Annotated in this window: 11 protein-coding genes; 8 read left to right on the plus strand and 3 right to left on the minus strand. The window is 55.0% G+C overall.

Annotation, left to right across the window (positions count from 1 at the left end; genetic code table 11):
* Positions 1–47 precede the first annotated feature (47 nt).
* Positions 48–1,916 (plus strand): low affinity potassium transporter Kup, encoded by a 1,869-nt coding sequence (kup, locus tag VI01_RS10715; protein WP_045815095.1) that lies wholly within the window; start codon positions 48–50, stop codon positions 1,914–1,916.
* 12 nt (positions 1,917–1,928) lie between these two features.
* On the opposite strand, the gene qseC is transcribed toward kup, so the two are convergent.
* Both qseC and qseB read right to left on the minus strand, forming a co-directional pair.
* The gene (gene qseC / locus VI01_RS10720; protein ID WP_045815096.1) at positions 1,929–3,260 is read right to left on the minus strand and encodes a quorum sensing histidine kinase QseC; all 1,332 of its coding nucleotides are present in this window, start codon (positions 3,258–3,260) and stop codon (positions 1,929–1,931) included.
* Positions 3,257–3,919, minus strand: coding sequence for a quorum sensing response regulator transcription factor QseB (gene qseB / locus VI01_RS10725; protein ID WP_045815097.1), 663 nt, complete (start codon positions 3,917–3,919; stop codon positions 3,257–3,259). The genes qseC and qseB overlap by 4 nt, the downstream gene beginning before the upstream one ends.
* Positions 3,920–4,090: 171 nt before the next feature.
* Between qseB and VI01_RS10730 the strand changes: the two genes are divergently transcribed.
* From VI01_RS10730 to rbsR, 7 genes are all read left to right on the plus strand, one after another.
* Positions 4,091–4,486 carry a YgiW/YdeI family stress tolerance OB fold protein gene (locus tag VI01_RS10730; RefSeq protein ID WP_038643988.1) on the plus strand — a complete coding sequence of 132 codons (396 nt, stop codon included), beginning with the start codon at positions 4,091–4,093 and terminating at the stop codon, positions 4,484–4,486.
* Between the two features lie 167 nt (positions 4,487–4,653).
* Positions 4,654–5,073: a D-ribose pyranase gene (gene rbsD, locus VI01_RS10735; RefSeq protein WP_038643989.1), complete on the plus strand. Its 420-nt coding sequence runs from the start codon at positions 4,654–4,656 to the stop codon at positions 5,071–5,073.
* A 7-nt stretch (positions 5,074–5,080) separates the two neighbouring features.
* Positions 5,081–6,589, plus strand: coding sequence for a ribose ABC transporter ATP-binding protein RbsA (rbsA, locus tag VI01_RS10740; protein WP_045815098.1), 1,509 nt, complete (start codon positions 5,081–5,083; stop codon positions 6,587–6,589).
* Entirely contained in the window at positions 6,586–7,557 is a 972-nt protein-coding gene (gene rbsC, locus VI01_RS10745; protein WP_045815099.1) for a ribose ABC transporter permease, read from the plus strand. Before rbsA ends, rbsC begins: the two co-directional genes overlap by 4 nt.
* 27 nt (positions 7,558–7,584) lie before the next feature.
* A complete protein-coding gene (gene rbsB / locus VI01_RS10750; protein ID WP_034830075.1) occupies positions 7,585–8,460 on the plus strand; it encodes a ribose ABC transporter substrate-binding protein RbsB in 876 nt (291 codons plus the stop codon).
* A 64-nt stretch (positions 8,461–8,524) separates the two neighbouring features.
* Positions 8,525–9,454, plus strand: coding sequence for a ribokinase (rbsK, locus tag VI01_RS10755; protein WP_045815100.1), 930 nt, complete (start codon positions 8,525–8,527; stop codon positions 9,452–9,454).
* A 13-nt stretch (positions 9,455–9,467) separates the two neighbouring features.
* Entirely contained in the window at positions 9,468–10,451 is a 984-nt protein-coding gene (gene rbsR / locus VI01_RS10760) for a ribose operon transcriptional repressor RbsR (protein WP_045815107.1), read from the plus strand.
* Here the strand turns inward: rbsR and mdtD are convergent.
* Positions 10,448–11,851, minus strand: a complete 1,404-nt coding sequence (gene mdtD / locus VI01_RS10765) for a multidrug transporter subunit MdtD (protein ID WP_045815101.1) — start codon at positions 11,849–11,851, stop codon at positions 10,448–10,450. The two genes, rbsR and mdtD, sit on opposite strands and share 4 nt — an antisense overlap.
* Positions 11,852–12,135 lie beyond the last annotated feature (284 nt).

Raw genomic sequence — 12,135 nt, forward strand, 5'->3', positions numbered from 1 at the left:
CCTGAGCGGTAGGCAAGTGCCTCATCGGCTCCAACAAAAGACAACTTATGAGCTCGGATAAGAAGCAGTCCCTTGGCGCAGTCACACTCGCCGCGATTGGCGTAGTGTATGGCGATATCGGTACCAGCCCGCTCTATACTTTACGTGAATGTCTCTCCGGTCAGTTCGGCTTTGGCGTAGAACGCGAAGCGGTATTTGGCTTTCTCTCGCTGATCTTCTGGCTGCTGATTTTAGTGGTGTCACTGAAGTACATCAGTTACGTGATGCGTGCCGATAACGCCGGTGAAGGCGGGATCCTGACCTTGATGTCACTGGCCGGGCGCAATATCGGTGCACGCGCGACGGCGATTCTTGTCATCATGGGGCTGATTGGTGGCAGCTTCTTCTATGGTGAAGTGGTGATCACGCCCGCTGTCTCGGTATTGTCGGCGATTGAAGGGCTGGAGATTGCGGCACCGAGCCTGGATGCGTATATCGTTCCGCTTGCGATTGCAGTGCTGACGCTGCTGTTTGTGATCCAGAAGCATGGTACCGGCATCGTGGGTAAGCTGTTCGCGCCGGTGATGCTGGTGTGGTTTATCATTCTGGCTGTGCTGGGCGCGCGTAGCATCATCAGTAACCCTGATGTGCTGCATGCCATGAATCCTTACTGGGCGCTGCACTTCTTTATCCAGTACAAAACGGTGTCGTTCTTCGCGCTCGGCGCGGTGGTATTGGCTATTACCGGTGTGGAAGCGCTGTATGCGGATATGGGCCACTTCGGCAAATTCCCGATTCGCCTCGCCTGGTTTATCGTGGTGCTGCCCTCGCTTGTACTGAACTACTTTGGTCAGGGCGCGCTGCTGCTTAAACATCCCGAAGCGATCAAAAACCCCTTCTTCCTGCTGGCGCCAGACTGGATGCTGATTCCCATGCTGATTCTGGCGACGCTGGCCACGGTTATCGCCTCGCAGGCGGTGATCTCTGGTGTGTTCTCCTTAACGCGTCAGGCGGTGCGTTTAGGCTATCTCCCGCCGATGCGCATTGTGCACACCTCGGAAGAAGAATCGGGGCAGATTTACATTCCGGTGATCAACTGGTTGCTCTACTTCTCCGTGGTGATCGTGATTGTCGGCTTTGAGCACTCCAGTAACCTGGCGGCGGCTTACGGCATCGCGGTAACCGGCACCATGGTACTGACCGCGATTCTCTGCTCCACGGTGGCAATTCAGAACTGGCACTGGAACCGTTATCTGGTGGTGCTGATTCTGATTGGCATGCTGTGTATTGACGTGTCCTTGTTCTCGGCAAACCTGGTCAAAGTGTTCTCCGGCGGTTGGCTGCCGCTGACCCTGGCGCTGATGATGTTTATCGTCATGACCACCTGGAAAAGCGAGCGCTTCCGCCTGTTGCGTCGTATGCATGAGCACGGCAATTCGCTTGAAGCGATGATCGCCTCGCTGGAGAAATCTCCGCCGGTGCGCGTGCCGGGCACCGCAGTCTATATGTCGCGTGCCCTGAACGTGATCCCCTTTGCCATGCTGCATAATCTCAAGCACAACAAAGTGCTGCATGAGCGTGTGGTACTGCTGACGCTACGTACTGAGGATGCGCCTTACGTGCATAACGTGCGTCGCGTTACCATCGAACAGCTATCGCCCACCTTCTGGCGCGTGGTGGCGAGTTACGGCTGGCGTGAAACCCCGAACGTGGAAGAAATTTTCCACCGCTGCGGGCTGGAAGGTCTCAACTGCCGCATGATGGAAACCTCATTCTTTATGTCCCATGAATCGCTGATTATTGGCGATCGCCCGTGGTATCTGCGTCTGCGCGGCAAACTGTTCCTTGCGCTGCAACGCAATGCGCTGCGTGCGCCGGATCAGTTTGAAATCCCGCCTAATCGCGTGATCGAGCTGGGCACGCAAGTCGAGATTTAAGAATTAAGCGCGTCACCAGCTTAAGGTGACGCGCAAGCCTTGAGGCTGCACATGGCTGAATGCGATGCGAATGCCGTGCAGTTGCGCAATGTTTTTCACAATCGATATTCCTAAACCGCTGCCCGTTTGCGTCTGCCCCGGTGGTCGCCAGAAACGTTCACCTAAACGAGCAAGCTGTTCATCGCTAACACCCACTCCGTTATCCTCAAGAACAACATTTCGCGCATTTAACGTGAACTGAATCTGACTGCCCGGTGGCGCATAGCGCAGCGCGTTATCCAGCAGGTTACGCATCAGCAAATTCAACAGCAGAGGATGACCGTTCATCACCGGTTCGGCCTGTGCATGCAGTTGTAGATCCATTTTCTGCGCTTCCGCCTGCGGGAAATGTTCCACCAGCAAATTTTGCAGCAGCGGTGCCAGTGGCACTGGCTGGAATTCGCTGCGCAGATCGTCTGCTTCTACTCTTGAAAGCGTTAAAAGCTGATCCACCAGCCGGGTGGCGCGCTGGATGCCGCAATCAAGCAGCTGCAATGCCCGTTTGCGCATTGCTTCGTCATCATCCGCCAGCTGAATCACTTCACTCTGCACGCGCAGTGCCGCTAACGGGCTACGCAGTTCGTGCGCCGCATCGGAGGTAAAACGGCGCTCGCGCTGCACGAGTTGCGCCATACGGTGAAACAGCCCGTTTAATGCCGCCACCAACGGCTGCACCTCTTTGGGCAAGCGTGCTTCATCGAGCGGTGTGGCGTCATCGGGTGCTCGCAACCGGAGTGATGCGGTCAGGCCCTTCAGCGGGCGCAATTCGAACCACACCAATGCCAGCAGCATCAGCAGCATAAAGGGCATGGCGTAAAGCCACGGCATCAAACTCGCCAGTGCCAGATCGCGCGTCATATCGTCGCGGTATTCCCACTCCTGTCCCACTACCACGCGATATTGTTTATCAGCAGAAGTCAGCCAAAGCAGCCGCCAACTGTCATCGTCGCCGCGCAGACGACCCTCGCGAAAACCGTCACGCTTATCATCAAACTGCATATCGCGCCCGTTCTCGCCATCGTTAAGCAATGGCTGGCCGTCCGCACGGAAAATGGCAAACGCCAGTGCATCATCATCCTGATCGCCGCGGTGATGGCGCAAAATGGATTTGGTTCTTGGCAGTGAGGCGGCGTGCAAGCTGGTGGGATCGAGTGACAGCAGGCGTTTGGCAAACAGCATTTGCTGGGTATCGAATAGCTCATTAACGGTGTCGCGGGTCTGATGCCAGGCACTGTAACTGGCCACTCCGCCGCACAGCACAATCAGCAGCACAAAGCCGATGGCGAGTCGTAGAAACAGACTCATTCTGCCGCACCGAGGGTATAACCCACGCCGTGCACGGTACGAATAAACGCGGTGCCGAGCTTTTTGCGCAGATGATGAATATGCACTTCTACTGCGTTGCTGGAGACATCGTCATCCCAGTTGTAGAGTTTTTCCTCCAGCTGGCTGCGGGTTAGCACGCGACCCGGATTGCGCATAAACAGCTCCAGCAGCGCCAGCTCCCGGCTCTTCAGGCTGATGGCTTCACCATCAATCCAGACGCTGTGGCTGCCAGGCGACATCACCACCTTGCCGTGTTTCAACTCGGGCTGTAGTTGTCCATGACGGCGGCGAATCAGCGCCTGTAAACGCGCGGCGACTTCAGCGAGCGCGAAGGGCTTACACAAATAGTCGTCAGCGCCTGACTGTAATCCTTGTACGCGCTGATCGAGCGCATCGCGTGCGGTGAGGATCAGCACGGGTACATCTGCGCCCTGCTCACGCCATTGAAGCAGGATCTCCAGCCCATCGCGCCCGGGCAGCGAAAGATCCAGTACCACGGCATCCCACGGTGCGGCCGATAGAGCCTGAAATCCCGCTTCGCCTGACACGAACCAGTCAACGCTGAAGCCGAGTTTCGTTAGCCCGACTTTCAGGCCATCGCCAATCAGCGTGTCGTCCTCGATCAATAATATGCGCATGCGTTTCTCCTTAAGTGCAAGAGTCGTTATACGAAGCAAAAATCGGCTTGTACAGCGTCAATCGCCGCAGATTGGCTATTTTTCGTGTTTTTTTACCCCTTAAGATCCTGTTAAGAACCCTATGCTGTAATAGCCTCCGTATCCCACACATTCATGGAACAGAGGTGAAAAATGAAAAAGAGTGCAGCGCTAATCGCAATTGTGATGTTGGCCTCCACGCCGGTTCTGGCCGCACAACAGGGTGGCTTTGTTGACCCGAATGCGCCAAAGGCTCAGGTTCATGCAGGTGGCTTCCAGGCGGATAACACCAGTGTCGTGACGGTGAAGCAGGCAGAAGAGATGAAGGATGATAGCTGGATTACTGTGCGCGGTTATCTGGATAAGCAAATCGGTGATGAGGATTATCTGTTCCGCGACAGCAGTGGCAACATGAAAGTGGAAATCGACCATAAGCGTTGGCATGGACAGACCATCACGCCGAAGGATCAGGTTGAACTGACCGGAGAGCTGGATAAAGACTTTAATTCCATCGAGCTGGACGTTAAGCAGGTCCGCAAGCTGCCATAACACTCTTCAGAGCCGCTCAGGCGGCTCGCATCCCCCAAACTCAAATTATCCCCGGCACAAGCGAAACGTTTCGATGGCGATCACATTTCCGTGATGACGTCATTGAGTTGCCGCGCACATTTAATACACTCCCGCTCAGCGAAACGTTTCGCTGTGGAGTGGAAGAAATGAAAAAAGGTCGCTTGTTAAACGCTGAACTCTCTCATGTGATTGCCCGCCTGGGGCACACCGATACGCTGACGATTGCGGATGCGGGCTTGCCGATTCCGGCCGGACCACAGCGAATCGATCTGGCGTTGACGCCGGGAACGCCCGAATTTTTACAGGTGGTTGATGTTGTCACTCAGGAGATGCAAGTCGAAAGCGCCCTGATGGCGGAGGAGATCAAGCAACACAATCCGCAACTCCACAGCGCACTGCTCGCCGTGCTCGATGCCTTGCAACGGCACCAGGGGAATGTCATCACCATCCGTTACACCAGCCATGAACAGTTCAAACAAGAAACGCAGCGTAGTCAGGCGGTCATTCGCAGCGGAGAGTGTTCTCCGTATGCGAATGTCATCCTGAGCGCTGGCGTAACCTTCTGAGGTCGTTATGCAACCGTTATTGCAACTCAAAGGGATTGAAAAGTCGTTTCCCGGCGTAAAAGCGCTGAATGGCGCTTCACTGGCTGTTTATCCGGGGCGCGTGATGGCGCTGGTGGGTGAAAACGGCGCGGGGAAATCCACCATGATGAAAGTGCTAACCGGCATTTACAGCATGGATGCGGGCTCACTGCAGTGGCTGGGCAAGGATGTGGCTTTTTCTGGACCGAAAGCGTCGCAGGAAGCGGGCATTGGCATTATTCATCAGGAACTTAACCTGATTCCGCAATTGACCGTTGCGGAGAATATTTTCCTCGGTCGCGAATTTGTTAACCGCTTTGGCCGCATCGAATGGAACCGGATGTACGCCGAGGCGGATGCCTTATTACATCGTCTGAACCTGCGCTTCAACAGCCATAAGCTGGTGGGCGATTTATCGATTGGCGATCAGCAGATGGTTGAGATCGCCAAAGTGCTTAGCTTCGAGTCGAAGGTCATCATTATGGATGAACCGACCGATGCGCTGACCGATACCGAAACCCTGTCGCTGTTCCGCGTGATCAATGAACTGAAAGCGCAGGGCTGCGGCATTGTTTATATCTCTCACCGCATGAAAGAGATCTTCGAGATTTGCGATGACGTCACCGTGTTTCGTGACGGGCAATTTATTGCCGAGCGCGCGGTGAGCGATCTCAGCGAAGAGAGTCTGATCGAGATGATGGTGGGCCGTAAGCTGGAAGATCAATATCCGCATATCGATCAGGCGCCAGGCGATATTCGTTTAACTGTTGAAAATCTCAGCGGGCCGGGCGTGGATAACGTCAGCTTTACTCTGCGCAAAGGGGAAATCCTTGGTATTTCCGGTTTGATGGGCGCGGGACGCACCGAATTGATGAAAGTGCTGTACGGCGCACTGCCGCGCAGCAAAGGCACGGTGACACTTAATGGCCGCGAAATCATCACCCGATCACCTCAGGATGGCCTCGCCAACGGCATTGTTTACATCTCCGAAGACCGTAAGCGCGATGGCCTGGTGCTCGGCATGTCAGTGAAAGAGAACATGTCGCTGACCGCATTGCGTTACTTCAGCCATGCCACCGGTAATCTCAAACACAGCGAAGAGCAGTTAGCCGTCGGTGACTTCATCCGTTTGTTCAACGTTAAAACCCCTTCAATGGAGCAGCCGATTGGCCTGCTGTCGGGCGGTAATCAGCAGAAAGTGGCGATTGCGCGCGGATTAATGACGCGCCCGAACGTATTGATTCTGGATGAGCCGACGCGTGGCGTGGACGTGGGTGCGAAAAAAGAGATTTATCAGTTAATTAACCAGTTTAAAGCCGAAGGGCTGAGCATCATTTTGGTGTCTTCGGAAATGCCGGAAGTGCTGGGCATGAGCGATCGCATCCTGGTGATGCATGAAGCCCATCTGAGTGGCGAATTTTCCCGTGAGCAGGCTACCCAGGAATCCCTGATGGCGGCGGCAGTCGGTAAGCAACACAGCGAGGAGTTAGTTGTATGAGCACCCAAACCTTACCCGCCAGCCGTCGCTGGTTTAGCAAAGCCTGGCTGCTGGAGCAGAAATCGCTGATTGCGCTGATCGTGCTGATTGCCGTGGTGGCGAGCCAAAGCCCGAACTTCTTCACCGTTGCCAACATGTTCAACATCCTGCAGCAGACCTCGGTTAACGCCATTATGGCCGTCGGCATGACGCTGGTGATTCTGACTTCGGGTATTGATCTGTCGGTGGGATCGCTGCTGGCGCTCACCGGTGCAGTCGCCGCTTCAATTGTCGGTTTGGAAGTGAATGCGCTGGTGGCAGTAGCGGCTTCGCTGGCGCTGGGTGCGGCGATTGGCGGTATTACCGGCGTGATTGTGGCGCGCGGCAAGGTACAGGCGTTTATCGCCACGCTGGTGATGATGCTGCTGCTGCGCGGCGTGACCATGGTGTATACCAACGGTAGCCCGATCAACACCGGTTTCAGTGATAACGCCGATCTGTTCGGCTGGTTCGGTATTGGCCGTCCGCTGGGCATCCCAACGCCGGTGTGGCTGATGGCAGTGGTGTTCGCGCTGGCGTGGTACATGCTGCATCACACGCGCCTCGGTCGTTACATTTATGCGTTAGGCGGCAATGAAGCGGCGACACGTCTGTCAGGTATCAATGTTAACCGCGTCAAAATCATCGTCTATTCGCTGTGTGGTCTGCTGGCAGCGCTGGCGGGCACCATCGAAGTGGCGCGGCTTTCCTCTGCGCAACCGATGGCAGGTACCGGTTATGAACTGGATGCCATCGCGGCGGTGGTCTTAGGCGGAACCAGCCTGGCGGGCGGTAAAGGTCGCATTATGGGCACGCTGATTGGCGCGCTGATCCTGGGTTTCCTGAACAACGGCCTGAATCTGATGGGCGTATCTTCTTACTACCAAATGATTGTTAAAGCCGTTGTCATTCTGCTGGCGGTGCTGGTGGATAACAAAAGCAGCAAATAACTCTGACCTTCACACAGGACTCTATAAATGAAAAAGTTAACTGCATTGGCCGTCATCCTTGGCGCCACCCTCAGTGCTGGCGCGATGGCTAAGGACACCATTGCGCTGGTTGTATCAACGCTGAATAATCCGTTCTTTGTGTCTCTGAAAGATGGCGCACAGAAAGAAGCCGACAAACTGGGTTATAACCTGGTGGTGCTGGATTCGCAGAATAACCCGGCGAAAGAGCTGGCGAACGTACAGGATCTGACTGTGCGTGGCACCAAGCTGATGCTGATTAACCCAACGGATTCTGATGCCGTGGGTAACGCCGTGAAGATGGCCAACCAGGCCAACATTCCGGTGATCACCTTGGACCGCGTGGCGGCACAAGGCACCGTGGTGAGCCACGTGGCTTCTGACAACCGCTTCGGCGGCAAAATGGCCGGTGACTTCATCGCGAAGAAACTGGGCGATGGCGCAAAAATCATCGAGCTGCAGGGTATTGCCGGGACTTCCGCAGCGCGCGAGCGTGGCGAAGGCTTCAAGCAGGCTGCTGATGCGCACAAATTTAATATCCTGGCGAGCCAGCCAGCAGATTTCGACCGTACTAAAGGTCTGAACGTGATGCAGAACCTGCTGCAGGCGCATCCGGATGTACAGGCTGTATTTGCTCAGAACGACGAAATGGCGCTGGGCGCACTGCGTGCGCTGCAGACTGCCGGTAAAACCGATGTACTGGTGGTGGGCTTTGACGGTACCGCTGACGGTGTGAAAGCGGTAGAAGCCGGTAAACTGACCGCCACAGTGGCGCAGATGCCTGATAAAATTGGCGTGATTGGTGTGGACACTGCAGATAAAGTGCTGAAAGGCGAAAAAGTACAGTCGGTTAATCCAGTTGACCTGAAGCTGGTCACCAAATAAAAAACAAAGAAAAGCATGGCAACGCGCCACCGTCCTGGTGGCGCAACTTTCTGGATCACTCCCTATGAACACAAGTGCAAAACTGGCGGTACTTGGCAGCATCAATGCCGACCACATTCTGAACCTCACCCATTTTCCGCGTCCGGGCGAAACGGTGATCGGCAAACAGTATCAGATTGCCTTTGGTGGCAAAGGGGCTAACCAGGCCGTGGCGGCCGGTCGTGCTGGCGCGGATATCGCTTTTATTGCCTGTGTAGGTGCAGATGACATTGGCGAACGTATCCGCCAGCAGCTGCAGCAGGACCGTATTGACACTGCTCCGGTAGAAATCGTGTCAGACGAAGCCACCGGCGTGGCGATGATCTTCGTGAATGGCGAAGGTGAAAATAATATCGGCATCTATTCCGGTGCTAACGCGGCGCTGACGCCAGCCTGTGTCGATCGCCATCAGCAAGTGATTGCTGATGCTGAGGCCTTGCTGATGCAGTTGGAATCGCCGCTGGAAAGCGTGTTGGCGGCAGCGAAGATTGCGCGTGCCAATGCCACGCAAGTGATTCTGAATCCAGCGCCTGCCACTCATTTGTCTGATGAGCTGCTGGCCTTAATCGATATCATCACACCGAACGAAACCGAAGCCGAAATTCTGACCGGCATCGCGGTGAAAAGTGATGAAGATGCGGCACGTGCGGCGCAGGCGTTGCATGATAAAGGCATCTCTACCGTTTTGATTACCTTAGGTCGTCGTGGTGTGTGGTTGAGCGAGCAGGGCGCAGGCGTGCGTATTCCGGGCTTCACCGTGCAGGCTATCGACACCATCGCAGCAGGCGATACTTTTAACGGTGCCTTTATTACCGCGCGTCTGGAAGGTGTCGCAATGTATGATGCCGTGCGTTTTGCCCATGCCGCCGCCGCGATTGCGGTGACGCGTCCGGGGGCGCAGCCCTCAGTGCCGTGGCGCACTGAGATCGATAACTTCCTGCAGCAACAGGGTTAAGCCTTTGGCGACCATGAAAGATGTCGCCCGCCTGGCGGGCGTCTCAACATCGACCGTTTCCCACGTCATCAATAACAATCGTTTTGTGAGCGAACAGGTGCGGGAAAAAGTGGATCAGGCAATCCGTGAGCTGAACTATGCGCCTTCCGCGCTGGCACGCAGCCTGAAAATCAACCAAACCCGCACTATTGGCATGTTGCTGACGGCCAGCAGTAACCCATTTTATTCAGAAGTGGTGCGCGGCGTAGAAAATAGCTGCTACGAGCGCGGCTACAGCCTGATTCTGTGCAATACCGAAGGCGATGAAGAGCGCATGAATCGTAGCCTCGAAACGCTGATGCAAAAGCGTGTCGATGGCTTATTAATGATGTGCACCGAGACGCACCTTCCCTCTGCGGAGATCCTCAATCGTTATCCGTCCGTACCCATGGTGATGATGGACTGGGCGCCGTTTGAAGGGCGTGGCGACATCATTCAGGATAATGCGCTGCTAGGCGGCGAACTGGCAACACAGCATCTGATCGATCGCGGATACACGCGTATTGCCTGTATTGCCGGTCCGCAGGATAAAACTCCGGCGCGATTGCGTCTGGAAGGTTTCCATAAAGCGATGAGCAACAGTGGATTACCGGTGTTGCCCGGCTATGTGGTCGACGGTGATTTCGAATTTCAGGGTGGGTTTAATGCGATGAACCAGCTACTGACCCTTGAGTTGCTACCCGAAGCGGTTTTCACCAGTAATGATGCGATGGCGGTGGGCGTTTATCACGCGCTATTCCAGGCTGGTTTACGCGTGCCGCAAGATATTGCGGTGATGGGCTATGACAATATCGAACTGGCGCGTTATCTCACGCCGCCGCTCAGCACTGTCCATCAGCCTAAAGATGAATTGGGTGAACTGGCGATTGATACGCTGATTCACCGTATGAGCGATCCCGACGCCAGTCAGCAAACGCTGGTACTGACGCCGGAGTTGGTGGAACGGGGTTCGGTTTAAGCGGTTTTCTTCTTTTTCTCACGATTGGCGATCAGATTGCGGCCATCGCCGGGACGCAACATCAGGAAAGCAAACGCGGACAGCACGGTAATCACGCCCATCGTCAGGAAGGTGGCGTGGAATTGCTGCACGGTTGTGCTCTCAAAATCCTGATAAAAACGCAGTACCGCCGCACTGACGGCCACGCCAAAGCTGATCGATACCTGCTGCGTTACCGCCAGCACGCTGTTACCACCGCTGGCATTATCATCATTCAAATCGGCCAGGGTGATGGTATTCATCGCGGTGAATTGTGTCGACATCGCCATACCTAATACAAACAGTGCGGCTAACAGCATCAATACACTTTCACCCGGTGTCTGCAGTGAGAAGCTGGCGACAAGAATGCCGATGATGATGGTGATACCGACCAGCGTTTTACGATAACCGAAGCGACGTAGCACTTGTGTCACGGTGGATTTGGCCAGCAGCGAGCCAATCGCCGTTGGCCCCATCATGCAACCCGCTATCAGCGCGGGATAACCAAAGCCCACCTGTAACATCAATGGCATCAGGAACGGAATACAACCCGTGCCCAGACGTGCCGCGATATTACCAATGATGCCGACCGAGAAGGTTCGGGTCTTAAACATCGGTAAGTTGATCAGCGGTGCAGGATGGCGGCGTGCATGCACTATATATAGAAGCAATAGCGCGACACCGGCTAACAGCACCAGCACCGCCTGCCACGGCGACACGATACGCTCTCCGAATAGTTCGATACCGACGGATATCAGCACCAGACCTAAGCCAAACAGAATGAAGCCGCCAAAATCAAAGCGGCGCTTAGGCGTGGTGAAGTCCGGCATATATTTACGTGCATAGAAGATGCCCGCGATGCCGATGGGAATGTTGATCAGGAATATCCAGTGCCAGCTGGCGTAGGTGACCAGCAGGCCACCGAGCATCGGCCCCAGAATCGGTCCGACTAATCCCGGCATGGTCACAAAGTTAAGTACCGGCAGCAATTCACTGCGTGGATAAGCGCGCAACAATGCCAGGCGCGCGACCGGCATCATCATCGCGCCGCCAACACCCTGAATAATGCGCGAGATAACCAGCATGCTCAGTGAGCCCGAAAGTGCACAAGCTAAAGACCCCAACGTAAACAGTGAAACGGCCACGATAAAGACTTTGCGCGTGCCGAAGCGATCGGCCAGCCAGCCGCTGACCGGGATCAGCATGGCGACAGTGAGCGTATAGCTGATCACAGCAGATTGCATGGCAAGAGGGGAACGGTCGAGACTGGTGGCGATAGCAGGAAGCGCAGTATTGAGGATGGTGGCATCGAGGGCTTGCATGAAGAACGCCATTGCGGCGATCCAGGGCAAGCCGGCCATACTGCGCGCGGAGCGAATCATTGAAAGTCCTTCTTTAATAATTGTTCAGTCTGCAACAAAGAAAGCGGCGTTGGACTTACAGAATAGCATTGGTGCTTATACACGTGACGCTGATTTGTGCCGCTTAACGGGGGCTTTTGACTGATTATTGATCGAGAAATGTCTGTTTTTAGCCTGTTCGGTTAAAAAAGTAGCGCTCAGTCAATTTTTTGTAATAAACCCTTGTCAGCTCCGAATAACTCCCTATAATGCGCCACCACTGAGACGGCAAAGCGGCAACGCAGACGGCTCAGCAGGGAGTGAAG

This window comes from Pantoea sp. SM3 (assembly GCF_000963995.1).
Classification (GTDB): Bacteria; Pseudomonadota; Gammaproteobacteria; order Enterobacterales; family Enterobacteriaceae; genus Pantoea; species Pantoea rwandensis_B.